The organism is Rhizobacter sp. P3_B12, assembly GCF_056402895.1.
Genome location: NZ_JBFUGN010001449.1, coordinates 1 through 1,085, shown reverse-complemented (window position 1 = coordinate 1,085; position 1,085 = coordinate 1). Strand labels below are relative to the sequence as shown.

General features: G+C 72.5%; 2 protein-coding genes. Both read right to left on the bottom strand.

Annotated elements, in window-relative coordinates; all coding sequences use genetic code 11:
- The coding region (locus AC1D01_RS35990; RefSeq protein WP_477874498.1) for a hypothetical protein at positions 1–647 on the bottom strand (647 nt) is incomplete at its 3' end.
- A 90-nt stretch (positions 648–737) separates the two neighbouring features.
- On the bottom strand, positions 738–1,085 hold a 348-nt coding region (locus AC1D01_RS35985), incomplete at its 5' end, for a DUF6537 domain-containing protein (RefSeq protein WP_477874496.1).

The following is a 1,085-nucleotide window of genomic DNA, read 5'->3' as shown; positions in this document are numbered from 1 at the left end:
ACCAGGCCGCACGCATCCGGCGTCTTCAGCGACAGGGCCGGCACGGCGATCTCCAGGCCGCCGCGCAGCAGTTCCACATTCGACAGCCGCACCGGCCAGCCGCCGTGCAGCGGCGCCACCTCGACGGCATCCAGGCGCTTCGTGCCGCGGCCCAGCCGGAAGCTGACGCGCCCGCGCCGGTCGGTCATCGCCTCCAGGCCGGTGCCCTTTTCTTCATCGAGCAGGATCGTCACCAACGCCTGCGCGAGCCGCGTGCGGGCCGCGTCGTCCACGACGACCGTGACGGTCCAGGCCTGGTCGCGGCCGGCCGCGATGCGTGGTGCCTTCAGGTGCTCGCTGAGCTTGTGCCACGGCCGCGCAGGGCGCTCCAGGCGGTACCACTGCTCCTCGGCCAGCGTCGCGCCGTCCGGCGCGCTTGCACGCACCTCGTCGATGCTGCGGCGGCCGATGTCCAGCAGCACGGCACCGTCGGCGGGCGAGCTGGTGACGAGCTTCAGCGTCGACGGGGTCATCCGCGGGACGGTGGGGCGTTTCTCGGCGGCTGCGGCCTGCAGCCTGCGCAGCGTGGCCGCGGGGGCCGGTGCGTTCTTGCCGGCGCGGGCCGGCGGAATGACGATGAGGCGACGCGGTCGCCGGGTCGGATCCATTGTTGTTGTCTCTCCCTGGGAGCGGCAACGCCGGCCGACATCGGTGTCGGCCGGTCGTGCTGCCCGCCCCCAAGTGTCGCGCAGCCGGGTTCAGGCCGCCTTCCGCTCCCCACCCGCCCGCCACTGCGCCATCAGCCCCGACCACTTCGGCATCGCCGTCGCGAGGTGCCGCTCCTTCACGTGCCCGTAGCCGCGGATGTCTTCCGGAATGCGCGCGATCTGCAGCGCGAGCGGCAGCGTCTGCGCGTTCRGCCCTCGCAGCACCTCGTCGATGGACTCGCGGTACTGGCCGATCAGCGCGCRCTCGGTCTTGCGCTCCTCGGTGCGGCCGAACGGATCGAACGCGGTGCCGCGCAGCCCCTTGAACTTCGCGAGCACGCGGAACGCCGTCTGCATCCACGGGCCGAAGCGCTGCTTCACCAGCTCGCCCTTGTCGTT